At 69.5% G+C, this 24,941-nt stretch carries 22 protein-coding genes; 13 read left to right on the top strand and 9 right to left on the bottom strand.

Going from position 1 to position 24,941, the window contains the following annotated elements; translation table 11 throughout:
* The first annotated feature begins 21 nt into the window (after positions 1 to 21).
* Positions 22 to 1,683: a bifunctional phosphoribosylaminoimidazolecarboxamide formyltransferase/IMP cyclohydrolase gene (purH, locus tag EV139_RS07010; RefSeq protein WP_130453633.1), complete on the top strand. Its 1,662-nt coding sequence runs from the start codon at positions 22 to 24 to the stop codon at positions 1,681 to 1,683.
* Between the two features lie 52 nt (positions 1,684 to 1,735).
* A complete protein-coding gene (locus EV139_RS07005) occupies positions 1,736 to 2,089 on the top strand; it encodes a hypothetical protein (protein WP_130453632.1) in 354 nt (117 codons plus the stop codon).
* 85 nt (positions 2,090 to 2,174) lie between these two features.
* Here EV139_RS07005 and EV139_RS07000 read toward each other — a convergent pair whose 3' ends face one another.
* The 3 genes from EV139_RS07000 to EV139_RS06990 form a co-directional block, all read right to left on the bottom strand.
* Positions 2,175 to 2,582, bottom strand: a complete 408-nt coding sequence (locus EV139_RS07000) for an META domain-containing protein (RefSeq protein ID WP_130453631.1) — start codon at positions 2,580 to 2,582, stop codon at positions 2,175 to 2,177.
* A gap of 68 nt (positions 2,583 to 2,650) precedes the next feature.
* Positions 2,651 to 4,174 (bottom strand): aldehyde dehydrogenase (NADP(+)), encoded by a 1,524-nt coding sequence (locus EV139_RS06995; protein ID WP_130453630.1) that lies wholly within the window; start codon positions 4,172 to 4,174, stop codon positions 2,651 to 2,653.
* Between the two features lie 219 nt (positions 4,175 to 4,393).
* Positions 4,394 to 5,425, bottom strand: a complete 1,032-nt coding sequence (locus EV139_RS06990) for an agmatine deiminase family protein (protein WP_130453629.1) — start codon at positions 5,423 to 5,425, stop codon at positions 4,394 to 4,396.
* Positions 5,426 to 5,554: 129 nt separating this feature from the next.
* Between EV139_RS06990 and EV139_RS06985 the strand changes: the two genes are divergently transcribed.
* Positions 5,555 to 5,905 (top strand): nuclear transport factor 2 family protein, encoded by a 351-nt coding sequence (locus EV139_RS06985; protein ID WP_130453628.1) that lies wholly within the window; start codon positions 5,555 to 5,557, stop codon positions 5,903 to 5,905.
* Here EV139_RS06985 and EV139_RS06980 read toward each other — a convergent pair.
* Entirely contained in the window at positions 5,902 to 6,732 is an 831-nt protein-coding gene (locus EV139_RS06980; RefSeq protein WP_130453627.1) for an aspartate dehydrogenase domain-containing protein, read from the bottom strand. The two genes, EV139_RS06985 and EV139_RS06980, sit on opposite strands and share 4 nt — an antisense overlap.
* A gap of 112 nt (positions 6,733 to 6,844) precedes the next feature.
* Here EV139_RS06980 and EV139_RS06975 point away from each other — a divergent pair, with 112 nt between their 5' ends.
* The 3 genes from EV139_RS06975 (at position 6,845) to EV139_RS06965 (ending at position 9,808) form a co-directional block, all read left to right on the top strand.
* Positions 6,845 to 7,201, top strand: coding sequence for a cupin domain-containing protein (locus EV139_RS06975; RefSeq protein WP_198677484.1), 357 nt, complete (start codon positions 6,845 to 6,847; stop codon positions 7,199 to 7,201).
* Positions 7,202 to 7,448: 247 nt separating this feature from the next.
* Positions 7,449 to 8,945, top strand: a complete 1,497-nt coding sequence (locus EV139_RS06970) for an APC family permease (RefSeq protein ID WP_130453626.1) — start codon at positions 7,449 to 7,451, stop codon at positions 8,943 to 8,945.
* 80 nt (positions 8,946 to 9,025) lie between these two features.
* A complete protein-coding gene (locus EV139_RS06965; protein ID WP_130453625.1) occupies positions 9,026 to 9,808 on the top strand; it encodes a gamma-glutamyl-gamma-aminobutyrate hydrolase family protein in 783 nt (260 codons plus the stop codon).
* 81 nt (positions 9,809 to 9,889) lie between these two features.
* Here the strand turns inward: EV139_RS06965 and EV139_RS06960 are convergent, their stop codons facing one another.
* Positions 9,890 to 10,348 (bottom strand): flavodoxin domain-containing protein, encoded by a 459-nt coding sequence (locus tag EV139_RS06960; protein WP_130453624.1) that lies wholly within the window; start codon positions 10,346 to 10,348, stop codon positions 9,890 to 9,892.
* A 14-nt stretch (positions 10,349 to 10,362) separates the two neighbouring features.
* Positions 10,363 to 11,649 carry an FAD-dependent oxidoreductase gene (locus EV139_RS06955; RefSeq protein WP_130453623.1) on the bottom strand — a complete coding sequence of 429 codons (1,287 nt, stop codon included), beginning with the start codon at positions 11,647 to 11,649 and terminating at the stop codon, positions 10,363 to 10,365.
* A gap of 231 nt (positions 11,650 to 11,880) precedes the next feature.
* Between EV139_RS06955 and EV139_RS06950 the strand changes: the two genes are divergently transcribed.
* From EV139_RS06950 to EV139_RS06930, 5 genes are all read left to right on the top strand, one after another.
* Positions 11,881 to 13,101 carry a cytochrome P450 gene (locus tag EV139_RS06950; protein WP_130453622.1) on the top strand — a complete coding sequence of 407 codons (1,221 nt, stop codon included), beginning with the start codon at positions 11,881 to 11,883 and terminating at the stop codon, positions 13,099 to 13,101.
* Between the two features lie 130 nt (positions 13,102 to 13,231).
* Positions 13,232 to 14,680, top strand: a complete 1,449-nt coding sequence (locus EV139_RS06945) for a glutamine synthetase family protein (protein WP_130453621.1) — start codon at positions 13,232 to 13,234, stop codon at positions 14,678 to 14,680.
* On the top strand, positions 14,677 to 15,396 hold the full coding sequence (locus tag EV139_RS06940) for a substrate-binding periplasmic protein (RefSeq protein WP_130453620.1): 720 nt from the start codon (positions 14,677 to 14,679) through the stop codon (positions 15,394 to 15,396). The genes EV139_RS06945 and EV139_RS06940 overlap by 4 nt, the downstream gene beginning before the upstream one ends.
* Positions 15,397 to 15,398: 2 nt before the next feature.
* Entirely contained in the window at positions 15,399 to 16,172 is a 774-nt protein-coding gene (locus tag EV139_RS06935) for a gamma-glutamyl-gamma-aminobutyrate hydrolase family protein (RefSeq protein WP_241988983.1), read from the top strand.
* On the top strand, positions 16,169 to 16,888 hold the full coding sequence (locus tag EV139_RS06930) for a type 1 glutamine amidotransferase (RefSeq protein WP_241988982.1): 720 nt from the start codon (positions 16,169 to 16,171) through the stop codon (positions 16,886 to 16,888). Before EV139_RS06935 ends, EV139_RS06930 begins: the two co-directional genes overlap by 4 nt.
* A 67-nt stretch (positions 16,889 to 16,955) precedes the next feature.
* Here the strand turns inward: EV139_RS06930 and EV139_RS06925 are convergent, their stop codons facing one another.
* From EV139_RS06925 to EV139_RS06915, 3 genes are read right to left on the bottom strand one after another with little or no spacing between them, the layout of a single operon-like run.
* Positions 16,956 to 17,726: a cache domain-containing protein gene (locus tag EV139_RS06925; RefSeq protein ID WP_237464445.1), complete on the bottom strand. Its 771-nt coding sequence runs from the start codon at positions 17,724 to 17,726 to the stop codon at positions 16,956 to 16,958.
* Complete coding sequence (locus tag EV139_RS06920) at positions 17,723 to 18,478, bottom strand: FadR/GntR family transcriptional regulator (protein ID WP_130453619.1); 756 nt, start codon at positions 18,476 to 18,478, stop codon at positions 17,723 to 17,725. The genes EV139_RS06925 and EV139_RS06920 overlap by 4 nt, the downstream gene beginning before the upstream one ends.
* A gap of 7 nt (positions 18,479 to 18,485) precedes the next feature.
* The gene (locus EV139_RS06915) at positions 18,486 to 22,244 is read right to left on the bottom strand and encodes a multifunctional oxoglutarate decarboxylase/oxoglutarate dehydrogenase thiamine pyrophosphate-binding subunit/dihydrolipoyllysine-residue succinyltransferase subunit (protein WP_130453618.1); all 3,759 of its coding nucleotides are present in this window, start codon (positions 22,242 to 22,244) and stop codon (positions 18,486 to 18,488) included.
* 244 nt (positions 22,245 to 22,488) lie between these two features.
* Here EV139_RS06915 and EV139_RS06910 point away from each other — a divergent pair, with 244 nt between their 5' ends.
* Positions 22,489 to 23,823, top strand: a complete 1,335-nt coding sequence (locus EV139_RS06910) for a hemolysin family protein (RefSeq protein ID WP_130453617.1) — start codon at positions 22,489 to 22,491, stop codon at positions 23,821 to 23,823.
* The gene (locus tag EV139_RS06905; RefSeq protein ID WP_130453616.1) at positions 23,820 to 24,866 is read left to right on the top strand and encodes a hemolysin family protein; all 1,047 of its coding nucleotides are present in this window, start codon (positions 23,820 to 23,822) and stop codon (positions 24,864 to 24,866) included. The genes EV139_RS06910 and EV139_RS06905 overlap by 4 nt, the downstream gene beginning before the upstream one ends.
* Positions 24,867 to 24,941 lie beyond the last annotated feature (75 nt).

Below are 24,941 nucleotides of genomic sequence, written 5' to 3'. Positions count from 1 at the left end.
CCCCACGAATCAAGGAGCCCGATGGCAGTCAGCAGCCACGACCCCAGCCTCTACGAGCATCGCGACCAGATCGCGGTCCGACGCGCACTCATCTCGGTGAGTGACAAGACCCGCCTGCTCGACCTGGCAGCCGCGCTCGCCGCGGCGGGCGTTGAGATCGTCTCGACCGGTTCGACGGCGGCGACGATCCGTGACGCCGGCCACGCCGTCACCGACGTGGCGGAGGTCACTGGCTTCGCCGAGGCGCTCGACGGGCGCGTCAAGACCCTGCACCCGGCCGTGCACTCAGGCCTGCTCGCGGACCTGCGCCTCGCGGATCACCGCGCCCAGCTTGAGCAGCTCGGCTTCGCGCCGTTCGAGCTCGTCGTGGTGAACCTGTACCCGTTCGAGGAGACGGTCGCGTCGGGCAAGCCGGCCGCGGACGTCATCGAAAACGTCGACATCGGCGGCCCCGCCATGGTGCGCGCCACCGCGAAGAACCACGCGAACGCCGCGATCGTCGTCTCGCCCGGCCGCTACGACGAGGTCATCGCCGCCGTCGCCGCGGGCGGCACCACGCTCGCGCTGCGCCGCTCGCTCGCCACTGAGGCGTTCGTGCACACCGCCCAGTACGACGCGGCAGTTGCGAACTGGTTCCTCGACCAGGAGGATCTCGGTTGGGAAGCGGCCGCGGCCGCGCCGGTCGAGGAGCCCGAGGGCGACGACGTCGACAGCATCTTCGAGGCGACCGACGGCTACGTTGGCTACGAGATCTTTGGGCTGCGCGAAGCGGTGCTGCGGTACGGCGAGAACAGCCACCAGCGCGCCGCGCTCTTCACGGAGAACGAGGGCGCGGGGATCGCGCAGGCGAGCCAGCTGCACGGCAAGGAAATGTCGTACAACAACTACGTTGACGCCGATGCTGCGCTGCGTGCCGCCTATGACCACGAGCGCCCCGCGGTCGCGATCATCAAGCACGCGAACCCGTGCGGCCTCGCGGTCGCCCCGGAGGGGGCCGCAGACCCGATCGCCGCGGCGCACGAGCTCGCGCACGCGTGCGATCCGGTCTCCGCGTTCGGCGGCGTGATCGCCGCGAACCGGATCGTCACGAAGGCGATGGCCGAGACCGTGGCGGGGATCTTCACCGAGGTGGTCGTGGCCCCCGGCTTCGAGCCCGAGGCGCTCGCGATCCTCAGCCAAAAGAAGAACATTCGGCTGCTCGTGCTGCCGACCGACTTCACGCCGAACCCGGTTGAACTGCGCCAGGTCTCCGGCGGGTTCCTGCTGCAGGACGCGGACCGCGCATTCGCACCCGTCGCCGAGTGGGAGCTCGCGACGGGTGCGCCCGCCGACGCCGCGACGCTCGCCGAGCTCGAGTTCGCCTGGCGCGCCTGCCGCGCGGTGAAGTCGAACGGCATCATCCTCACGAACGGTGGGGCGTCCGTGGGGGTCGGAATGGGTCAGGTCAACCGCGTGGACTCCTGCAAGCTCGCGGTGTCGCGTGCGGGGGAGCGCGCGGCTGGGGCCGTGGCGGCATCCGACGCGTTCTTCCCGTTCGCTGACGGCCTCCAGGTGCTGCTCGACGCCGGCGTGCGCGCGGTCGTGCAGCCCGGCGGTTCGGTGCGCGACGCCGAGGTCATCGCGGCGGCCGAGGCCGCAGGCGTGACGATGTACTTTACCGGTGAGCGGCACTTCTTCCACTGATCGGAGCGGGGCGCCGCAGGCACGCAGCTACAGCTTGAATGGATAGGGAATCATGGAAATCGTTAAGGGAATTCTTGTTGTCTTGCACCTCGTCGGCTTCGGCGCGGTGTTCGGCAGCACGCTCGCGCAGCTGTCGCTCGTGAAGGAGGCCCGTGCGCGCATCACGCCCGGGATCCTGCACGGCGCGAACCTGCTGTTCGTCACCGGCCTGCTGCTGGTCGGCTCGATCTACATGCTGGGCGGGACCCCCAACAACATGAAGATCGGTGTGAAGACGGTCGTGCTGATCGTGCTGATCGTCATCATCCTCATGAACCGCAAGAAGCAGAACGTCTCGGCCGGCGTGCTCGGCGCAATCGCCGGGCTGTCGCTCGTCAACGTCGCGCTCGCGGTGCTCTGGCACTAGCACGCACGCACACGAACGGGGGCGCGGGATCGAGAGATCCCGCGCCCCCGTTCGTGTCTTTCAGGGTCGCGCGCCGTCCGGTGCGCTACTCGGCCGCGGCGGAGGCGCGATCCAGCGTGCCGATCTGTTCGCCCTGCTCGTTGAGCACCGTGAGCGTGTCGCCGGAGACCGTGCCGGTGTGCGCCTGGGACAGCCAGGTGTCAACGCCCTCGCAGTACATCATCGTGGCGCGAATTGCCCCGAACTCGATGGTCTCACCCTCGACGGTGTAGTCGCCGCCGATGGTGTTGCACCCGTCGTTGCCGCCGAACTGGCCGGCGGCGCTTCCGTCCTCGGCCGGGATGAAGTTGAGGGACGGCTCTCCGCGGGTATCCGGGGTGCCCCAGCTGCCAGCGAGGTCGGCCGGAGCGCTCGCGCTCGTGGCGCAGCCCGCGAGGATGAACAGGGATGCCGCCGCGGCGAGGGCGCCGACGGCCCGGAACTGAGTCTTCATGCTCCCATTTTATTGCGGTGACCCGGGGGATCGGGCTGAGAATACGCCCCCCGGGTCACCGGCGTGGGTTAGTGCCAGCGGGTGCCCCAGGTGTGTGATTCGCCGGCGGGGGCGATCGCCTGGGGGATACCGGCCGGGTTGGTGTCTTGGAGAGCGGCGGGCAGGAATGCTTGCGGGGCGTTTTGGTAGGCGACGGGGCGCATGAATCGGGAGATTGCTGCGGTGCCGACGGAGGTGCTGGTGTCGTTGGTGGTGGCGGGCCAGGGGCCGCCGTGTTGCTGGGCGGGGGTGACGGCGACGCCGGTGGACCAGCCGTTGAACAGGACGCGGCCGACTTGCTGGCTGAGGGCTGCGACGAGGGCGCGGAGCTCGGTGGTGTTGGCGGTGGTGCCGGTGGCTTCGGCGGTGCTGAGGTGGAGGGTGCCGGTGAGGTTGCCCTCGTAGAACTCGGGCATGAGTGCGGCGAGGTCGGTGCCGGCGGGGGTCTCGACGAGGATCGAGAGGGGCCCGAATGCTTCTTCGACGAGGTCTGCGGCGCTGGTGCGGAACGCGTCCAGCGAGACGGAGACGATGGTGGGGGTGGCCCAGCCGTGTCCGGCGTCGTCGAAGCGGATGCTGCCCGGGAGTACGGCGGTGACTCCTGGGGCGTTCAGGATTGTGGTGCGGCGCTCGTCGAATGAGCGTGCGATGCGGGGGTCGAGGAGGCGGTGCTCGGGGAGGTCGCTGGTGCCTGCTGCGGTCTGGATCGCGGCGGGCAGCTCGGTGCCGGCTGGCACGAATACGAAGCCGGGTTTGGTGCAGAGCTGGCCGGCGGAGCCGGAGACGCTGGTGAGGAAGCCGGAGGCGATTTCGGTGGCGCGTTCGGTGATGGCGTCGGCGGTGATGAAGACGGGGTTGACGCTGCCGAGTTCGCCGTAGAACGGGATGGGGGCTGGTCGGCTTGCGGCGATGTCGGCGAGGAGGCGGCCGACGGCGATGGAGCCGGTGAATGCGCCGGCTTTGATGCGTGGGTCTGTGAGAACGGCGACGCCGGCTTCGCGGCCGTGGATGAGTTGGAAGGTGCCGTCGGGCATGCCGGTGGCGGTGAGGGCTGCGGTGGCGACTTCGGCGGTGGCGTCGGAGAGTTCGGGGTGGCCGGAGTGTGCTTTCACGATGAGGGGGCAGCCGGCGGCGAGGATTGCTGCGGAGTCGCCGCCCATGACGGAGAACGCGAAGGGGAAGTTTGAGGCGGAGAAGTTGATGACGGGGCCGACGGGGAGGTGGGTGCGGCGGATGTCTGGGCGTACGCCGAGTGCGAAGTCGGGGTCGGCGGGGTCGATGCGGGCGTCGAGGTAGCCGCCGTCGACGAGGGTGTCGGCGAAGAGGCGGAGTTGGACGGCGGTGCGGGTGACTTCGCCGGTGAGGCGTGCTTCGGTGAGGCCGGTTTCGCGCATGGCGATGGTGACGAGGCGCGTCTTCGCGTCTTCGAGGGCGTCGGCGATCGCGACGAGTGCGCGGGCGCGGGTTTCGGGGGTGGTTGCGGCGAACGCGGGTGCTGCGGTTGCGGCGCGCGCGACTACCGCTTCAAGCTCAGGGGTCAGGGTGTCGGTCATGTGAATCCTCCGCGGGTCGGGTCTTCGGCGGCGCCACGGTGCGCGCCAACCGCGCATCCTCGGTGCGGTGTGGCGGCGTGCGTGACGAGCAAGCCGGTGGTGAGCACCACCATCCTGCCAGGGGTGGCGCACGGGCGGCTGAGAAAATTGAACAGTCCCGCACGCCGAGGCTGTGCGGGACTGCTCGCACCTCGCGGGAGGTGCCGTGCGGCGCGCGGGCTAGCGGGCGGCGACCTTCGGCTGCTGCTGGGTGATGCAGTGAATGCCGCCACCGCGTGCGAAGAGCGGGCGCGCGTCGATGCCGATCACCTCGCGCCCCGGGTACACCTCGCGCAGGGTCGCGAGTGCGCGGTCGTCGGCCGGGTCGTCGAACGCGCACGCGAGCACCGCGCCGTTGATGACGACGTGGTTGATGTAGCTGTAGTCGACGAAGCCCTCGTCGTCGCGAAGCGCCTCGGGCGCGGGCAGGTCGATGATCTCGAAGCGACCCGAGGTGTTGCTGCGGTACTCGTCCGCGACCTCGCGGTTGGTCTTCGCGATCAGGTGGTCGGGGTGCGAGGTCGCGTCCTGGCGGTGCATCAGGAGCACCTCGGGGGTGGTGAAGGCCGCGAGGATGTCCGAGTGGCCGCGCGTGCCAAACGTGTCGTGGTCCCGGGTGAGCCCGCGGGGGAGCCAGAGCGCGCTGTCCGCACCGATGGTGCGCAGCAGCTCGGCTTCGACCTGCTCGCGGGTCCAGCCCGGGTTGCGGCCCGGGTCGAGCTGCACGGTCTTGGTGATCACGACCCGTCCGGTCCCGTCGACCTGAATGCCGCCGCCCTCGTTCGTCATGTCCGAGTTAATGAGCTCCGCGCCGGCCGCCTCGGCGACGATGCGGCCGATGTGCTGGTCGTGCTCCCAGCTTGCCCAGTCCTGGCCGCCCCAGCCGTTGAAGCGGTAGTTCACCGCACCGAGGACGCCGTCGTCCCCGATCACGAAGCTCGGGCCAATATCGCGCATCCAGGCGTCGTCCAGGGGTGCGGAGAGCTGATCGATCTGGGCGGAGAGGTAGCGTGACGCGACGGCCTCGTCGCCCGGGTTGACCACAACGGTGACCGCCTCGTGCTCGCTCGCGGCGTTCGCGACGGCCGCCCAGGTGCTGCGCGCCTCTTCGACCTCAGCTTCGGTATCGCCGAGCGTGTACCCGCTGGTGGGCCACGCGAGCCACAGCCGCTCCTGCTCGTGTCCTTCGATCGGCATGCGCCACGTGCTCATCCGGTGCTCCTTTGGTCATGGGTGTGCTGCCGAGTATCCTACTGGGCGAGTGCCCAATAGCGCCACCCCGATAGGGGATCCGATCGCGCGGTTATTCCCCACTGGGAGAAAAACCGCTACGCTGAGGGCATGCATGAAGCGGTGGAGTCAGTGGTTCAGCGGTACGTCGACGGCTGCGCGGCGGCGGATGCTGCCGCGGTGGCGGACGCGTTCGATCAGAACGCGGTGATGTGGGGCTATCTCGGCGGCGAGTACGTCACGATGACCGGTGCGGAGTTTGCGGCCCAGGTGGTGGGCGCGGCTGAGCCGGCGGGGCCGGACTACCGCGCAGAGATCCACGGCATCTCAGTGACCGGCGACGTCGCGCACGCGATTCTCGACGAGCGCGGCTTCCTCGGGGCAGATTTTCGAAATCACTTCGGGCTGATCCGGCGCGACGGAGTGTGGCGAATCACGAGCAAGGTGTTCACGACGGTCTAGCGGCGCTCCTCCGCCAGTCGGAGGAGGTCGGCCGCGAGTGCGCGTGCGGTGAGGCCAGAGCTTGCGCGCCTGGCGGCGAGCGGCGCATTGCGGATCGAGAACGCGTAGTCGCCCGCGGGGCCGGACGCCGTGATCTCGTGGTGCGTGAGGTGCGCCTCGGGGTCGGCAACGAGCTCGACGGTGATCGGGGGCCGCGGGCCAACCGCGAGCTGCACGGCGACCGCGACGTTGAGGGACGCGGGGAACTGCGCGATTGCCAGTTCCGGCGTCCCGGAGAACAGGAGCTCTGGCCGGCTGAGCGCGGACAGGTGGCCGCGCTCGGCCGCGCTCATCCACGGCTGGATGAGCGACGTGGGGAGCTTGGTGCTGCGCACTCGCGCCGCCACGAGGCCGCCCGTGCGGCCCGCCGCTGCGAGGAGGTCGAGCCCGCCGATCGCGCCGCTCGTGAGGTGCACGCGGCCGGTCCCGGCGGCGCGAAGCGCGGGGAGGAGACGCGGATCGGCGAACGCCCCGATTGAGGCGACGACGAGGTCGCGCCCAGCGCCCACGATGCGCGGCCCGTACTCCTGGACCGCCTCAATTCCGGCGGCCTCCACGATCACGTCGCACGCGGGGAGGGTGGCCTCGAGTGAGCCGGCGGCGCGGGTCACGTGGCCTGCGAACTCGAGGCGCTCAGCCCCGGGGGAGAGCTCCTCGACCAGTCGCAGGAGCTCGTGGGCGATGGCGCCGCCCCCGATGAGCGCGAAGCGCAGCGGTCCCCGGCTCGGCTGTCGGTGGCTGCGGCCGAGGGGCGGGGTGTGCCCCGGGCCGGGGGCTTGGCTGGTCACGGTCCAATGCTACCCGCGGCGGAGATTGTGGCCCGGGCGCGAGAAAACATTCACTCGATGTATGGTTAAGCCCTGCGGGTTCAGAGGGGACCCCGTGTGGATGGAGGTTGCAGTGACGCAGCATGTTCGAGTTTCAGATGTGTTCGCCCGAATTCCCGAGGCGGGGCCGCTCGAAGCCCCGCTGGGGATCTCGCAGACCGGGCCGACGGCGACCTGGCTTGAGGAGTTCACCTCCGACGCAGAGCGCGGGGTGCATACCGGGTTTTGGCGGTGTGACCCGGGGGTATCGGAGTGGAACTTTGACGGTATGGGCGAGGTGATCCACGTGCTGCGTGGGCGCATGGTCGTTACTGAGAATGGGGGAGAGCCGGTTGAGCTCGGCCCGGGCGACGTCGCCTCGTTCCCCGATGGGTGGCGCGGGACGTGGGATATCTCAGAGCCGCTCGAGAAGTTCTACGTGATGCTCTAGTGGCGTAGCGCTACAGGCGGGGTCGGGTGCGGGTTCGCACCCGACCCCGTTCGCGTGTGTGGGGTCGCATGCCCGCGCGAGAGCCGACAAACATTCGTCTATGAATGAATTTGTTTCGAATTGATGTTGGTTTCGTGAAAAACTAAGTCATTGCTTGTCTCCCAAAACATCTAGATGTACGTTGTATCTAGCTCTCGCCGGTGAGGGCTCAGGATCCAGTCGACGTACGAGGGAGTACCACGCGACCATGACACACGACAATCACGTCCTTGAGCATGACGAGGACGCCGCACACCTGGCGTCGCTCGGCTACTCATACGACACGACGTTCAAGCGCGAGATGAGTTTCTGGGGAAACGTCTCGCTCGGCTTCACCTACCTCTCGCCGATCGCCGGCGTGTACTCGATGTTCGCGATCTCGCTGGGCCAGGCCGGTCCGCCCATGGCCTGGGCCCTCGTGATCGCGCTCGTCGGCCAGTTTTTTGTGGCGCTCATCTTCGGTGAGGTCGTCTCGAACTACCCGGTCGCCGGCGGCGTCTATCCGTGGTCCCGGCGGCTCTGGGGCCGTAAGTGGGCCTGGATGAACGGCTGGATCTACGTCGTCGCCCTGGTGGGCACGATCGCCGCGGTCGCGTACGGCGCTGCCCCCTTCGTCGCGTCAGTGTTCGGCGGGGAGCTCGACGCGGGCGGCACCGTCCTCGTCGCACTCGGCACCCTCGTGATCGCCACGATTCTCAACTTCTCCGGCACGCGCGTGCTGAGCCTTGCCGCAACCATCGGGCTGATCGCGGAGATGCTCGGCGCCGTGGTGATCGGCGGCTACCTGCTGATCTTCCACCGCCAGCACGACCTGTCGATCCTGTTCGACAACCAGGGCATCGGCAACGACGCCCCGGGCGGGTACCTTGGCGCGTTCGCGGCTGCAGCCCTGATCGGCATGTTCGCGTACTACGGCTTCGAGGCGAACGGCGATGTCGCTGAGGAGATCAAGGATCCAAGCGCGCGCGTGCCGAAGGCGATGCGCATGACCCTGTACATCGGCGGCTTCGCCGCGAACCTGCTCGTATTCTCGCTCGTGCTCGCGGTTCCCGATTTCCAGGCGGTCGCGAGCGGTGAGGTGGCCGATCCGATTGGCAACCTGCTGCACCAGGCGTTTGGCCCGATCTTCCCGGTCGTCATGTTCGTGATCGTGGTCGCGTTCGTCTCGTGCATCACCAGCCTGCAGGCCGCCGCGAGCCGCCTCATCTACTCGATGGGACGCGACGGCTTCCTGCCCGGCTCGCACTTCCTCGCGAAGTTCAACGAGCGTCGCGCCGTCCCCAACAACGCGCTGCTCATGGCCGCGCTGTTCCCCGCGGCGGTTGTGGTGTTCTCGCTGCTGCTTGAGGACGCCCTGACGGCGATGGTCGGCTTCGGGACCGTGGGTATCTACGTGGGGTTCCAGATGGTGGTGCTCGCCGCGCTGCGCGCGCGAATCATGGGGTGGAAGCCGGCCGGCAAGTTTCGGCTGGGCGCGTGGGCCTACCCGGTCAACCTCATCGCGCTCGTGTGGGGAGTCGCCGCGGTAGTCAACATTCTCTGGCCGCGCCCCACGGGCGGCGGCTGGGCCGAGGACTACCTGCTCATCATGACCACCGTCGGCGTCATCGCTGTCGGCTGGATCTACATGCTCGTCTCGAAGGCGTACCAGCGCGGCGACGCGCCGGCCGCGGACGCGAGCGGGCCGATCAAGACCGTCGCGTAGCCAGCAATTGTTTCGCGCGGCCGCGCCCCCGACTCCGCGGAGCCGGGGGCGCGGCCGCGTCTCAGTGAAAGGAAGCGGAGATGCCCGCCCTCAGTGTCGACCCCGACCAGTTCGCCCCGTCCATCGCCGAGGACCCGAGTGGACCGCTGATCCCCATGGTGGTGTCCCTCACGTTCCCGGGGATGGATCGCGGCGCGCACGAGCTCCAGGAGTCGTTCACCAGGATCGCGTTTGACGCGGTGCGGTGGGCTGGCGGGCGCCCGCGCCTCGTCGACTCGGCAGCGCCGTCCGCCCCGGGGCACGCCGAGCTGCTCGCCGCGGCTCGCGGCATCGTGTTCCTGGGCGGCGGCGACGTCGCCGGTGCCTGCTACGGCTACGCTGGCCCGCCCCCCGCGAACGAGTACGGCGTGGATCAGCGCGCCGATGAGTTCTGCATCGCTGAGATCCGCGCGGCGGTGGCGCGAGACATTCCGACGCTTGCGATTTGCCGGGGCTCGCAACTGCTCGGGGTCGCGTTCGGCGGCACGCTGATCCCGGACATTGAGAACTGGCCGCTGCACCGCGGCAACGACCCGCTGTTCATCGACGAGGAAGTGCGGCTCGAGCCCGACTCTGAGATCGCCCGGATTCTCGGGCGCACGGAGGTGACGGTGCGCAACGGCCACCACCAGGCGGTCGCGACCGTGGGGCCCGAGCTGCGGGTCACCGCGCGGGCGCACGATGGGATCATCGAGGGGACCGAGCACCGCACGGCGCGCTGGGTGGTCGGGATGCAGTGGCACCCGGAGGAGCCGCGGGCACACACCGCGGATCGCTCACTGATCTTCGGCGAGCTCGTGGCCCGGGCCGGCGCAACGCAGTGACGCGCGCCCGGGCTCCGCGCGACGCGGGCCACGGATGTGGGCGCGGTGCGGGCCGAGGCGACACCCCGGCCCGCGTTCGGGCTATGCCGTGACGCTCGCCGCGTCGAGGACTCCGGGAAGCCAATCGAGCGCAACGTCGCTGCCGAGATCCCACGACGACGCGTCGTGCCGTCCGTACTCGCCCACCCGCACCGCGCCCTGCGCGGTGAAGCGCCGGTCGATGTGTTCGCTGCCCTGGCTGTAGGTCACCTCGTAGAACGTGTCGCCGAGGCCGAACATCGCGTAGCGCACCCCGGCGAGCTGCGGCGGTGCTGCATCGAACGCCTCGGCGAACGGCAGCGCGGTGTTGGGCAGATCTCCCTCGCCGTGGGTGGAGCAGACGACGATCACGAAGCGCTCGGCGGTGAGCGCCGCGGGATCGAAATCCTGGAGGTCGTGCACCTCGACGTCGTCGTTCGCTTCGCGCAGCTTCGCGCCGAGGTCGTCGGCGATGAGTTCTGAGTTGCCGGACTCGGTGCCGTAAAGAACCGTGAATTTCACCTGGGGTGTTCCTTTCAAGGGAGGGAAGGGGAGCTGGCGCCACCGCGGGCGATGGCGGCCATCTGGTCGTGGTCGGTGAGTTTTGCGCGCACGCGATCCGGTGCGGCCGTCGCGCGCTCGTGCGCGTCGAGGGCACCCCACTGCGCGTACGAGATCGCGCGAGCGCGCACCGCCGCGGGCAGCCCGGCGAATCCGGTCTTGCGCGGATCCGGGGCAAGCGCTCCCGAGGCGAGGTCGGCCGCGATCTCGTCGGCGACCGCCTTCGCGCACGCGCGGTTCTCGGGAATCGCGCCGCGCGGGCCGCGCTTCGCCCACCCGGTGCGGTACAGCCCGGCGGCAACGCGCCCGGTCTCGGGCGTCGCGTGGGAGCTCGCGAGCGCGGCGGTCTCCGCGTCGAAGCCGATCGCCGTGATGACCGCGGTCGCCGGAATCCGGATCTGCGCGCCGCCGGCCTCGCAGACGACCGCGGCAACGTGGCCGTCACCGAGGATCTCGGTGGGCGTCGCCCCGAACCGGAGCGTCACGGCGGGGCCGGGGAAGTGCGGGCGCTCGGCCGCGACCAGCTCCGCGATTGCGGCGCTGCGTGCCGCGGCCGCGCGATCGTCGTCCGGAGCGGGGTCGAGCTCGCTCCCGGGCGCCGCGTAGCTCCCGCGCGGGAGCGCCGCGAGCTCCCGGAGCATCTGCGGATCGCCCTTCGCGGCCCGCGCCGCCGAGCGGCTCAGCACCGTGATGCGTTGCGCCGGCGCGGCGAGGTAGGCGTCGAGCACTGGGTCGGCGATATCGCTGGCCGCGTACCCGCCGCGATCCTTCACTAGGAATCGGAGGATGTCGAGCGCCACGTTGCCCGCGCCGATGATTACGACGTCGGGCCCGAGCTCGGGCAGGCGCGTGGCGGCGGCGGGGTGGGCGTTGAGCGCGCGGGTGAGTGCGCCGGCGCCGATGACGCCGGGCAGCTCGCCGCCGGGGATCGGGAGTGCGCGATCGGCGCTGAGGCCTGTGGCGAGCACGACCGCGTCGTAGTGCGCCCGCAGCTCGGCGAGGGTCAGGTCGCGCCCCACGGTCACGTCCCCGGCGAAACGCACGTTGGGGGCTGCGAAGAGGCGCTCAAACTGCCGGGTGATCGCCTTGGTGTGCTGGTGATCGGCGGCGACGCCGTAGCGGACGAGGCCGAAGGGGGAGACGAGCGCGTCAAACAGCGTGATCTCGCTCTCCGGAAACGCGCGCAGGAACGACTGCGCGAGATAGCAGCCGGCCGGTCCACTGCCGACCACGGCGAGGCTGGGGGGTGTATTGGGCGTCATCACAGCTCCTTCGCGTGACTCGGTGCGGTCCCTGTCGGCGCGGCGCTGCACCCGGGGAGTGCGTCCAGTGTAACGCTAAAGATACCTCAAGTGAATGTTTTAGTTCCGATTGTTTCGTTGGTGTTGCGAGATGCAATGAGGCACTTGCGCGATAAAACATTCACCACTAACTTATTTAAAACCGGTCTCCCGCGTAGATGGTGCGGGACCACGTTCGACGAAGGAGTACGAATGCCCGGAACAGTCGGCGACACCGACCTGCCCTACCTCGACATCGCCGCACCCGAGTTCGCGATGAACTCGGAGGCGGTGCGCGACGCCCGCGCCCGCAGCTGGGTGGCGCGCACCAACTACGGCTTCGGGGTGCTGCGCTACCGCGAAGTGACGGAGCTGCTGAAGCACCCGAGCCTCAATCAGGGCAGTGCGAAGTGGCCGGATCACAACGGCGTCCACTCCGGAATCTTCCACGAGTGGTGGTCAAAGAACCTCCTCGTGCTTGAGGGCGACGAGCACCACCGGATTCGGCGCCTGCTCAACCCCGCGTTCTCGCCCACCGTCGCTCGCCGCCTCGAGCCCGAGTTCGCGGAGATCGCCACCGAGCTGATCGACGACATGGTCGCGGCGCAGCAGCGCGGCGAGGAGGTTGACTTCGTCGCGGCATTCGCCGAGCCGTTCGCCACGCGCGCGCTCTGCGCCATGATGGGCCTGTCGCACGAGCACTGGCCGTTCATCGCCGACCGCGCAAACACGGTCGGCTACGCGCTGAGCGTGTCGATCAAGGAGGACATCGAGCGCATCGACGTGGCCGTGCAAGAGCTCTACGATTTCGTGGAGCAGCTGATCGCCGAGCGCCGGGCCGAGCCCGGGGAAGACGTGGTCTCGCGCCTCGTCCAGTTCTCAGAGGCCGGGGACAAGCTCAGTGATGCCGAGCTGCGCAACGCGCTCGTGCTCATGCTGTTTGGCGGGATGGACACCACGCGCAACCAAATCGGACTGCTCCTGCAGACGTTCATGCGCAACCCCGAGCAGTGGGAGAAGCTCGCGGCGCGACCGGCGGAGCTCGCGAAGCCGGCGCTCGAGGAGGGCCTGCGCGTCAACCCGACCACGCGGTGGGTCACACGCGAGGCGAACGAGGACTTCGAGTACGAGGGGCTCTCGATCGCGCGGGGCACCACGGTGCACCTCTTCACTATGTCGAGCGGCACCGACCCCGAGGCGTTCCCCGATCCGGAGATCGACATCGACGCCGAGGGACGAAAGCCGCACCACACCTTCGGGGGCGGGGTGCACCACTGCCTCGGCCACTACATCGCGCGCGCCGACATGGGCGTCGCGCTGCCGCTGCTCGCCGAGCGCTTGACCGGGATCGAGTGCCCCGGCGGCGACGAGTGGCTGCCGGACTCGGGCAACCACGGGCCGGTGAAACTCCCGATCACCTTCGCGGTGCGCTAGCACCCCCGGGGGCGCTCCGCCAGATCCAGGCAGAGTTGCCCGATCTGCGGACTCCGCCCGATCCGGGCGCAGCCGCCCCGGCCCGGGCGCAGCCGCCCGACACAGACCTTCCAACGATGAAAGGAACCACATGTCAGACCTCAACGGGGGCGGGCGCTTCGGCGCCGCGCTCCGCGAGATCCTCGCGGACACCACGGCGTTCGCCCGGCACCAGGAGGCGAATCTGCGCCCGGAAACGGTGGCCGTGCTCGGCGAGCGGATTCGCGAGACCGGGGTGAAGTACATCTACTACATGATCCCCACGCTCGGGAGCCGCACGGTTGCCAAGGTGGTGCCCGCGGAGCACTACGAGCGCATGCTGCGCAAGGGGATCGCGTTCCACCGCACGGCCCTCACCGACCTGCAGACGAGCCGCGAGGGCGAACTGATCGGCGGCGGCGTCGACGCGCACGAGTTCTGGGGGCTCCCGGAACCCGAAACGTTCCAGGTGCTGCCCTGGGACCAGGAGGTGGGGCGCATCTTCTGCACCGCCTACGACCCGCCCCACCTCGGCGCGGGCGCCGGCCGGCTGATCCCGCTCGACACCCGGGCGCTGTTCCGTGTGGCCCACCGCGCCTTCACCGAACGCACCGGCCTTGAGCTGCGCAGCGGCCTCGAACCCGAGATGACGTGGACCGGGCCGGGCATGGAGGTCTCCTGCAAGGACGACCAGAGCCCCGCCTACCAGGTCGAGAACCTGGAGAAGATGCGCCCCGTCTTTAAGAAGGTCATCAGCTACGCGCAGGCGCTCGACTTCGCGATGATCCAGGGCGACTACGAGGACGACGGACAGCTCGAACTGAACTGGGACTTCGACCGGGCGGAACTCACCGCCGAGCGCATGACCACCTACCGCCAGATCTGCAAGCAGGTCGCGCGCGAGCTCGGGCTGCAGGCGAGCTTCATGGCCAAGCCCTACAACGGGAAGATGGGCAACGGCTGCCACCACAACCTCAGCCTGTGGCGGGCGGGATCCGGTGCAGCGGGCACCGACGACGCCGAAAACGTGATCGAGGACGGCCGCGTCGAACTGCACGTCACCGACATCGCGCGCAACGCGATCGCCGGAATGCTGCTGCACACCCCGGGCTCGATGCTGGTGATGGGGTCAACGGTCAACTCGTACAAGCGGTACTGGGACGCCGGCCAGTTCGCCCCCTCCGGCGCCGACTGGGGACTCGACACCCGCGGCGTTGCGCTGCGGATCTCGGCCAATGGGCGCATGGAGTATCGCCTGCCCGACGCGAGTGTCAACCCGTACCTGTCGCACCTGTACCTCCTCGCGGCGATCGAGCACGGGATCGAGGCGCAGCTCGACCCGGGTGAGCCGGGCGAGCCGAGCGACGTGCTCAGCGACGTCGCGGTGCCCAACACCCTGGGCTCGGCGATCGAGGCGTTCGAGGCGGACCCCTACCTCATGGGGGCGATGCCCGAGGAACTCACCCGGATCTTCCTGCAGCTCAAGCGGGACGAGTGGGCGCGCTACTGCGGCCAAATTTCACAGTGGGAATTCGATCAGTACTGGGAGGCAATTCCGTGACCACCACCACACCGCGCACGCTCCGACTCGCGTGCATCGACTCTGAGGCGCTGCCGCTCTTCTCGAAGAGCACCGACGGGAAGACCCGCGGCGGCTACGAACCGGAGGCCGCCGCGCTCATTGCGGAGCACCTCGGCGCAGACATCGAGTGGGTCATGGTCCCGTGGGACGACATGATCCCGGCCGTGCGCCGCGGCGACGCAGACGCCGTCTGGTGCGGCCAGGGGATGACCGCCGAGCGCGCCGCGCTCGTCGACTTCACCTCGCCGTACGCCGTGTTTAACGAGACACTCATCGTGCGCGCCGACGACCCCGCCCGCGCCGCCGAGGAGCTCGCGGGCTACCGGATCGGCGCGATCGCGAACTCCACGAACATGAAGCTCGCCGAAACGTTCCCCGGCGCAGAGCTCGTGAGCTTCGGCGCGAGCGACGACGTCTTCAGCGACATGATCGAGGCCACCCGCTCCGGGGAGATTGACGGCTTCGTGGACGATGATGTGGTCATGATTCCGCTCGGGCAGGAGGACCCAGACTTCGTCGAGGCGTTCACCGTACTCACCGGCAACCGGTGGGGGATCGGGGTTGCCCCCGGCAACGACGCGCTCCGAGGGGAGATCAACTCGGCGCTCTCCGCAGCGGTGGCCGATGGCTCGCTTGAGCGGGTGTGGACGCGCTGGATGCCGCTGCTCCCGTTCCCGCTGAAGCCGGGGGCGTAGCCGTGCCCGCGCCCCGCATCGGCGTCGCCGGCATGTGGTCGAATCGGGTGCACGGTCTCCGCTTCGACGGAAACGCCGTCGCGGTCGCCGTGCTCCGCTCGGTCGTGCGGGCTGGCGGTGAGCCGCTCACCCTGTTTGCGGAGGGGCCGACCCCCGCGAGCGATCGGGTGCGCGGACTCGACGGACTGCTGCTCCCCGGAGGTTTCGACATCGACCCCGCACGGTACGGGGAGCAGCCGCTCCCCACCACCGTCACCGCCGACGCCCCCGCGCAGGACCAGTTCGAGGCGGAGCTGCTCGCGGCAGCGATCGCCGAGGGGGTGCCGGTGCTCGCGATCTGCCGCGGCTTTCAGCTGCTGAACGTGGAGCACGGCGGCACGATGGTGCAGGATCTCGCGGCGGACAGCGTGCACCGCGACAGCGTGCACCCGGTCGCGGTCGAACCGGACTCCGCGCTCGCCGCGGCGCTCGGTGCCCGCGATCTCACGGTGTCGTCCTACCACCACCAGGCAGTTGCCGACGTGGGGCGCGGCCTGCGAGTGGTGGGACGCGCACCCGACGGGGTGGTCGAAGCGCTTGAACACGAGCGGGCCGAGCTGCTCGCCGTGCAGTGGCACCCGGAAGACACGGCCGCGAGCGACCCGCAGCAGCAAGCCCTGTTCGACTGGCTCGTGGCGCGCGCGGCCGCCCGCGCCGCCGCGGGGGAGTCCGCGCTCGCGGTGCCCGGCGCGGCGGCGGGTGCGCGGCCCCGAGTCTCCACCGGGGCTGCGGCGTGAGCGGCGCGCGCGTGCTCGTGGTGGAGCACCAGGGCAACGCCGGGCTCGGGCACTTCGCGGCCCGGCTGCGCGGGCGCGGGGTGATCCTCGACACCGTGGGCCCAGACGCCGGGCGCGACGTGCCGCCCACCCTCGACGGCTACGACGGGCTGATCGTGCTGGGCGGCTCGATGGGGCCGCTCGACGACGAGGCTGCCCCGTGGCTTCCGGCCACGCGCGAACTCCTCGCCGAGGGGGTGTCCCGCGAGATCCCGACCCTCGGAATCTGCCTCGGCGCCCAGCTGCTCGCCGCCGCGACAGGTGGCAGCGTGCGCACGGCCCCGGCCGGTCCCGAGGTAGGCCTCTGCGCCGTCGATTTCGCCGGGGCAGACCCCACGGATCCGCTGTTCGGCGGGATCGCGGGGAGCGAGGTGCCCGTGGTGCAGTGGCACTGGCTCGAGGCGGCCGAGCTGCCCGCTGGTGCCCGGGTGCTCGCGTCGAGCGCGGCCTGCCGCAACCAGGCATTCCGCATCGGTGTGGCCGCCTGGGGCGTGCAGTTTCACCCGGAGGCGCTCACCACGACGGCCGAGGACTGGGTCGAGGAGGAGGGCACCGGGCTCGACGATATCGGGCTCGCCGGCCCCGAGGTGATCGCGCGTGTGCGCGGCGCCGAGCCGCGGCTCAGCGAGCTGTGGGGCGAGGTCGCCGAGCGCTTCGCCGAGGTGGTGCGGGACTAGCCCGCCGGCGCGGGGCCCCGTCCCGCTTGGGCGCGCGGCCCCGCTTGGGCGCGCGGCCCCGCGCTGGTTACGCGGCCGGGACAGCGTGGAGCAACTGGATTCCGGCCGATGCCGGGCCGAGCGGTACGCGCGCGACCCCGGCGAGATCCTGCGGCACGTACTCACCCGGCAGGAACCGGGTCGAGTTGCCGAACAGCACGTTCCCGTGCCGCCCGATCACGGCCGCTTCCACGGGGGTGCGCAGCAGCACGGGCAGCAGCTCCGCCTCCAGATCGGCCACCTGGATGTCGTTGCCCACCGCGCCGATGCGCGTGCCGTCGAGCGTGGCCGGGACGGTCAGCGTGACCACGTAGGTTTCGACGCCGAGGTAGTCGATGTACGGCCCCACCAGCGCGGGCGCGCCATCGTGGAACGCGCGGATGAACCACTCGTGGTGCTCGTAGTCGTAGTAGCGGTCGCCCCCGGGGACCACGCCGAACGAGTAGCGGGCGAAGCGCGTCTCGTCCTCGCGCACCCACCACTCGAGGTGCCCGTTCTCGGTGCCGAGCGCGGAGCGGGCGAAGATCAGGCCGCAGCCGTCGAGGGTCTGGTCTTCTGCGAGCGCGCGCACCGCGATCGCCTTCAGCCGGCGTCGCGCCGACTCCGTGAGTTCGAGCCGCTGCTCCGCGTCGAACCGGAGCACGCCGATGAGCTCTTCAGCGAGCGCTTCGAGGCGGGTGAAGTGGTCGGAGAACCAGGCGTTGAGCTCGTCGATGAGCGGCGTGAGGTCGGTATCTGGGTGCCTCGCGTGCACATCCGCGCCCGCAGCGCCGGCGCTCTCGGCGCCCGCCGCGCTCACGCGCTCACCTCGGCGCGCCCCAGCGCGAACTTGCCGTCGAGGATCAGCCGGGCGTTCGCCTGGACGTGTGCCACCGCGAGGCGCTGCGCCTCCTCGGGCTGCCGCTGCTCGATCGCCATGACGATCGCGAGGTGCTCCGAAAAGGCCGTCTGTAGCGAGGCGTGGCTGATGGCGTCGCACCACAGGAACGGGGACAGCTCCGATTGCAGGCGCTGCTCCCCGGCGAGGAGGCGCTGCGAGTGGCTCAGCACGGCGACCTCGAAGTGGAAGCGGCTGTCGGCGAGCGCGCGATCCTGCGGCTCCCGCGCCTCTCGCGCCTGAAACGCGAACTCGGCGAGCCGGGTGCGCACCTCGGGTACCGCGCGCTCCGCCGCGAGGCGGGCGGCCATGCCAGAGACCGCGGCGTGCTCGTCGAAGAAGTCGCGCAGCGCCACCGTGCTGATGCGCAGCAGCGCGCGCTGCAGGGTCTCCGTCGAGGGGAACGGCGCCTGCACCACGAAGGTGCCGCCGTTGCGGCCGCGCCGAGTCTCAACCACGCCCTGCTCGCGGAGCGCGGCGAGTGCCTTGCGGAGCGTGGCGACCGCGATGCCAAACTGGCTCGCGAGTTCCGCCTCGGGCGGCAGCCGCTCACCGACGCTCAGCATGCCCAGCGAGATCGCGGTGGCGATCCGCTGGGCGATGCCGTCCCCCTGGAAGCCGGCGGCGGGGCCGGCAACGTGAGATGAGGGAGCGCCGATGAACGGGTGCTGCATGCGCGGGTTAGCCCTCGCCGTCGAACCGCAGCGCGCGGCTGATGAGTGCCTCCTGCTCCACGGCGTGTACCTTTGCCGACCCGGTCGACGGCGCCGCCGAGGCAGCGCGCGAGACCACGTCGATCCGATCGTTCGCCAGGTGCTTTGAGAGCTCCAGCGAGATGAACGGCCACGCGCCCTGGTTCTCGGGCTCGTCCTGCACCCAGACCAGCTCGGCGCCCGTGTACTGCGTGAGCACCCGGCCGACCTCCACGATCGGCATGGGGTAGAACTGCTCAACGCGCACGAGCGCGATCCGCGGATCGGGGTTCTTGTCGAGTGCGACGCGAAGATCGTAGTAGATCTTGCCCGAAACGAGCAGCACGCGCTTGACGAGGCTGGCGTCGGCGATGTTTGGGTCGTCGAGCACCGGCATGAAGTGCCCGGTGGTGAAGTCCTCGACGCTCGACGTCGCACCGCGCAGGCGCAGCATCGACTTGGGCGTGAACACCACGAGCGGCTTTCGCGGCCGCGCGTACGCCTGGCGGCGCAGCAGGTGGAAGTAGTTCGCCGGCGTCGAGGGGCGCGCCACGATCATGTTGTCTTCCGCGCACAGCTGCAGGAAGCGCTCGATGCGCGCCGACGAGTGGTCGGGTCCCTGGCCCTCGTAGCCGTGGGGGAGCAGCATCACGACGGAGGAGCGCTGGCCCCACTTCTGCTCGGCGGCGGCGATGTACTCGTCGACCACGGCCTGCGCCGTGTTGACGAAGTCACCGAACTGCGCCTCCCAGAGCACGAGTGCGTCCTCGCGCTGCAGCGAGTAGCCGTACTCGTACGCGAGCGCTGCGTACTCCGAGAGCAGCGAGTCGTAGATCCAGAACCGCGCCTGCTCCTCGGAGAGGTTCAGCAGCGGGATCCACTCCTGGCCGTTCGCGCGGTCGTGGAACACTGCGTGCCGCTGCGCGAAGGTGCCGCGGCGTGCGTCCTGACCAGCGAAGCGCACCGCGGTGCCCTCCATGAGCAGTGAGCCGAGCGCCAGCAGCTCGCCAAAGCCCCAGTCGATCCCGCCGGAGCGGCTCATCTCCTCGCGCTTGTTGAGCAGCTGCTGCAGCTTCTGGTGCACGGTGAAGCCGGCCGGCTTGTTTGCGTGCGCGTCGCCGATGCGCTCGATGACGCTGCGGTCAACTGCCGTCTCAAGCGGCGCGGGGCCGGGGCCGCCGACCTCGGCGATCTCGCCGATCCCGCTCTGGTCGATGATCGGGATCGCGCCGGTCTGTGCGGCGTGCGTCTCCTGGAACGCGAGCTCGAGGCGGTCCTGGAAGTCCTGCTTGGCCTTCTCGTACTCCTCCTCGGAGATGTCGCCGCGGCCCATCAGCGCACTCGTGTAGAGGCGACGGGTGGAGCGCTTTGCCTCGATCAGGTCCGTCATCAGCGGCTGCGTCATCGAGGGGTCGTCGCCCTCGTTGTGCCCGCGGCGGCGGTAGCAGATCAGGTCGACGATCACGTCGATGTGGAAGCGCTGGCGGAACTCGTACGCGAGCTTCGCAACGCGCACGACCGACTCGGGATCGTCACCGTTCACGTGGAAGATGGGCGACTGCACCACCTTGCCGATGTCGGAGGAGTACACTGCTGAGCGCGAATCGAGCGGCAGCGTGGTGAAGCCGACCTGGTTGTTGATGATGATGTGGATCGTGCCGCCGGTGCGGTACCCGCGCAGCTGGGACATCTGCATGGTCTCGTAGACCACGCCCTGCCCGGCCATCGCGGCGTCGCCGTGCACCAGGATCGGCAGCGTGGTGAACGAGCCAATCGGCTTGAGATCCTGCTTCGCGCGGACGATGCCCTCGAGCACGCCGTCGACGGTCTCGAGGTGCGACGGGTTCGCGGCGAGGTGGATCGGCACCTGCGTGCCGTTGGGGGCCGTGAACACGCCCGAGGTGCCGAGGTGGTACTTCACGTCGCCGGAACCGGACTTGGCGGACTGCGTGCCCTCGAACTCGCGGAAGATCTGGCCGTAGGTCTTGCCGGCGATATTCGACAGCACGTTGAGGCGGCCGCGGTGGGCCATGCCGATGTCGACGCTGTCGACCCCGTCCTCGGCCGCGTCGATGAGCATCGCGTCGAGCAGCGGGATCACTGACTCGCCGCCCTCAAGGCTGAAGCGCTTCTGGCCCACGTACTTGGTCTGCAGGAACGTCTCGAACGCCTCGGCCTCGTTGAGCTTCTCGAGGATCCGCATCTGCTCGTCCCGGCTGGGCTTCGCGTAGTTGACCTCGAGCTGCTCCCGGAGCCAGAGCCGCTGCGCCGGGTCCTGGATGTGCATGTACTCGATGCCGATCTTGCGGCAGTAGGAGTCGCGCAGCACGCCGAGGATGTCGCGCAGCTTCATGCTGCGCTTCCCGCCGATGCCGCCGGTGACGAACTCGCGATCGAGGTCCCAGAAGGTGAGCCCGTGCGACTCGATCTCGAGATCCGGGTGCGTGCGCTGCACGTACTCGAGCGGATCGGTGTCGGCCATGAGGTGGCCGCGCACGCGGAACGAGTTGATGAGCTCCTGGACGCGCGCTTCCTTGTCCACGGCGCCGGTGACGTCAACGTGGATATCGGAGGCCCACTGCACCGGCTTGTACGGGATGCGGAGCGCGGCGAAGATCTCCTCGTAGAAGTCGTGCCCGCCGATGAGGCGCTCGTGCACGATCTTCAGGAACTCGCCCGAACCCGCGCCCTGGATCACGCGGTGATCGTAGGTGCTCGTGAGCGTGATGGTCTTTGAGATGCCGAGCCGGGTCAGCACGTCCTCGGACGCGCCCTGGAACTCGGCCGGGTACTCGAGCGCACCCGCGCCGATGATGCAGCCCTGGCCGGCCATGAGGCGCGGCACCGAGTGCACCGTGCCAATGCCGCCCGGGTTGGTGAGCGAAACCGTGCCGCCCTGGAAGTCGGCGGCGCCGAGCTTGCCGGCCCGGGCGCGCTTCACGAGGTCCTCGTACGCTGCCAGGTACTCGTTGAAATCGAGCGTCTCCGCGCGCTTCACGGCCGGAACCATGAGCGAGCGCGAGCCATCGGGCTTCGGCAGGTCGATCGCGATCCCGAGGCCAACGTGGGCGGGCACGAGCACCGACGGCTTCCCGTCGACCTCCGTGTACGCGACGTTCTGGCTGGGGAAGTCCTTCAGCGTCTGGATCAGGGCCCAGCCGATGAGGTGCGTGAACGACACCTTCCCGCCGCGGCTGCGGCGGAGGTGGTTGTTGATCACAATGCGGTTGTCGATCAGCAGCTTGGCCGGGATGGTGCGCACACTGGTGGCGGTGGGGACCGTGAGGCTCTGGTCCATGTTCTTCGAGAGCGTGCGCGCCATACCCTTCAGCGGCGTGACCACGTCCTCGTGCGTCTCAGGGCCGTCCGCGGTCGACGCCGCGGGCGCGGTGCGCGGGGCGTCCGCCGGGATGGGGGCGGTGCGCGGCGCGGCGTTCGTGGTGCGCGCCGGCTGTGCCGGGGTGGTGATCGGCGTGGTCACCGGGCCCGTGGGCGTCGCCGGCGGGGATGTGACACCACCGGCCTGGGCCGCGCCCGGGGCAGCCTTGCCCGGATCGACACTGCCCGAGCCAACACCCTGGCTGGAGGGTGCGGCTGCGCCGTACCGCTCCAGTACCGGCCACCACGATCGGTCGACCGAATTCTTGTCGACCTGGAACTGTTTCCACAGTTCGTCGACCAGCCAAGCATTTGCGCCAAAATCTTCTGCGGGGCCAGCCTGATCGGCGGCCTCCGTGCGCTCTGCCAAAGCGACATCCTCTCGGTCGTGCCAGTTGTGTGGCAAGTTTCCTGGGGCGGGGTTCAGCACCGTAGCCGTACCACACCCCAGCCTACGCCTTTCAAAGCGAACTCGCGGCAACACTCAGTGTTGGTTTCACAGACCACAGTGATAAAATCGTGACCACTATGGATTCAGGCCCCCGAAGACCCAGTGACCCTCCGAGTATGAGCCGCGCTTCGGCGCGGCACTCAGTACCAAGTAGGAGGGTCAGGTGAACGACTGGATACTCCTCCTTATCGGCCTGGTGCTCACATTTGGCACCGGCATTTTTGTCGCCGCAGAGTTCTCGCTCGTCGCGCTCGACCGGCAAGACCTTGAGCGGCGGCGCGATGGTGGAGAGCGCGGGCTCGACCGCGTCATCCGCGGACTCGCGCGTACGTCGACACACCTGTCGAGCGCGCAGCTCGGCATCACGCTCACCACGCTGCTCGCGGGCTACACGCTCGAACCGGCGATCAGTAGCTTCCTCGATGCCCCGCTCGGGGCCCTGGGAGTTCCCGAGGACCTGCGGCGTACCATCAGCGCCCCCGTGGCGATCGCCCTCGCCACCGTGTTCTCAATGATCGTGGGCGAACTCGTCCCGAAGAACTTCGCCCTCGCGCGCCCGCTGCAGACCGCAAAGGTCGTCATGCCGGCTCAGGGCGCGTTCACCGCAACCTTTAAGCCGGCCGTCGTGGTGCTCAACGGCAGCGCGAACGGCATGCTCCGCAGCATCGGTATCGAACCAAAGGAGGAGCTCTCCGGGGCGCGCTCCGCTGAGGAGCTGTCGTCGCTCGTGCGGCACTCGGCGAGCGCCGGCCTCCTCGAGGCCGACACCGCGACCCTGCTGGGGCGCACGCTCAGATTCTCCGAGCTCACCGCCGCCGACGTGATGACCCCGCGCCTCAAGATCGAGAGCGTGCAGAAGCTTGAACCGGCGCAGGCGGTGCTCGAACTCTCGGGCCGCTCGGGGTACTCCCGCTTCCCCGTGATCGACGAGGACCGCGACGACATCGTCGGAGTGGTCCACGTGAAGCACGCCGTCGCCGTGCCGCGCGCCAAGCGCGGCGAGGTGCCCGTCGCCGCGATCGCGGAAGAGGTCGTGCGGATTCCCGACACGATGCGTCTCGACCAGCTGCTCGGCGAACTGCGCACGAGCGGGTTCCAGCTCGCGATCGTCGTTGACGAGTACGGCGGCACCGCCGGCATCGTCACGCTCGAAGACCTGGTCGAAGAAATTGTTGGCGAGGTCGCGGACGAGCACGACCGCGCAGCCGCCGGCGTGGTGGGCACCGCGGAAGAGATGACCTTCCCGGCCGATCTGCGCCCCGACGAGGTGCTCGAACAGACGGGCGTCGAGATCCCCGAGGACGACGACTACGACACGGTCGCGGGCTTCGTGCTCCGCGAACTGGGCCGGATCCCCGAACCCGGCGACGAGGTGACCCTCGCCGACGGGGGAGTGCTGCGTGTCGAACGCATGGAGGGCCGCCGGATCGCCCGGCTGCGCTACACCGGGACGCCGCTCCCGGTGGCAACCGACGAGGCTGAGGAGGCGACCCGATGAGCGACTGGATGGGAATTGTCTGGCTCGTGGTCCTGCTGGTCGCGAACGCCTTCTTCGTCGGCGCCGAGTTCGCCGTTATTTCCGCGCGCCGATCACAGATCGAGCCGCGCGCGGAGGCCGGATCAAAGCGCGCCAAGACCGCGCTCTACGCAATGGAACACGCGACGCTCATGCTGGCGACCAGCCAGCTCGGCATCACGGTCTGTTCGCTGCTCATCCTGAACGTGTCTGAGCCGGCGATCCACCACCTGCTCGAGGGCCCGCTCTCCTGGACCGGGCTGTCGGCGAGCGTGGTGAGCGTCACCGCGTTCGTGCTGACGCTGCTGCTCGTCACCTACCTGCACGTGGTCTTCGGCGAGATGATCCCGAAGAACGCGGCGTTCTCGATCCCCGACCAGGCGGTGCTGCTGCTGGCCCCGCCGCTGGTGGCGGTGTCGCGCGTGTTCAAGCACATCATTGCCGGGCTCAACGCCATCGCCAACGGCGTGCTGCGCATGTTCGGCGTCGAGCCGAAGTCCGAGACCAATAGCACCTACACGCTCGAAGAGGTCGCGAGTATCGTGAGCCACTCGACGCGCGAGGGCGTGCTCGAGGATCGCAGCGGTGCGCTGACCGCCGCGTTCGAGTTCACCACGAAGCGGGCGCAAGACCTCCTCGTGTCGGCCGGGCGCCTCGTGGTGCTCCCCGCGGGCTCGACGCCCGAGGACGTGGAGGCCGCGGTGGCGAAGCACGGCTTCTCGCGCTACCCGATCGCCGGCCCCGACGGCGGCCTGGCCGGCTACGTGCACATCAAGGACCTCGTGCGACTGGGCGAGGACCGGATCACCGAGCCGATCCCGCCGAAGCGGATCCGCGAGATGGTCTCGTTCCGCGCCGACACGGAGCTTGAGGACGTGCTTGCGCGGATGCAGGCGCGAGGGATCCACCTCGCCCGAATCCACGACGCGGCGGGTGCCGAGCTCGGCGTCGTCTTCCTTGAAGACGTGATTGAGGAGCTCGTGGGCGAGGTACACGACGCGACACGGCGCCAGCGGCACGTGTAGCTGCGGTGGGGGCCCGCCCGCTGAGACGGGCCCCACCGCGATCGCGCGTGATTGCGCGTGATCGCGCGTGTGAAC

It is taken from the genome of Leucobacter luti (genome assembly GCF_004217175.1).
GTDB lineage: Bacteria > Actinomycetota > Actinomycetes > Actinomycetales > Microbacteriaceae > Leucobacter > Leucobacter luti.
Note: the sequence above shows the minus strand (reverse complement) of the source record. Positions and strands in the feature narration are given on the sequence as shown.